At 39.0% G+C, this 290-nt stretch carries 1 pseudogene; it reads left to right on the top strand.

The features are described from left to right. Positions 1-290 (top strand): annotated as a pseudogene (locus SB689_RS22870) (cell division protein); the annotation flags it as partial.

Raw genomic sequence — 290 nt, 5'->3', positions numbered from 1 at the left:
CCAATACAACGAGAGGTTAGACAAAGATGTGGTTTTGGTTGTGTAATTTGTGGAATGCCTCTATATGAGTACGAGCACATGGAAGAGTGGGCGCAAGTTAAAAGACATGTTGCCGATGAAATCACATTACTTTGTGATCAGCACCATAGAGAAAAAACCAATGGATTGCTTCCCAAAGAAACTGTTTATGAAGCAAATAAAAATCCATTCAACTTGAGAGAAGGCTTATCTAAACCCTACAATCTTCATTTTTCAGGAAATGAGGCTTGCATCGAGATCGGAGGTAATAG

The sequence above is a fragment of the Chryseobacterium sp. SIMBA_038 genome, from assembly GCF_046535115.1.
GTDB lineage: Bacteria > Bacteroidota > Bacteroidia > Flavobacteriales > Weeksellaceae > Chryseobacterium.
Note: the sequence above shows the minus strand (reverse complement) of the source record. Positions and strands in the feature narration are given on the sequence as shown.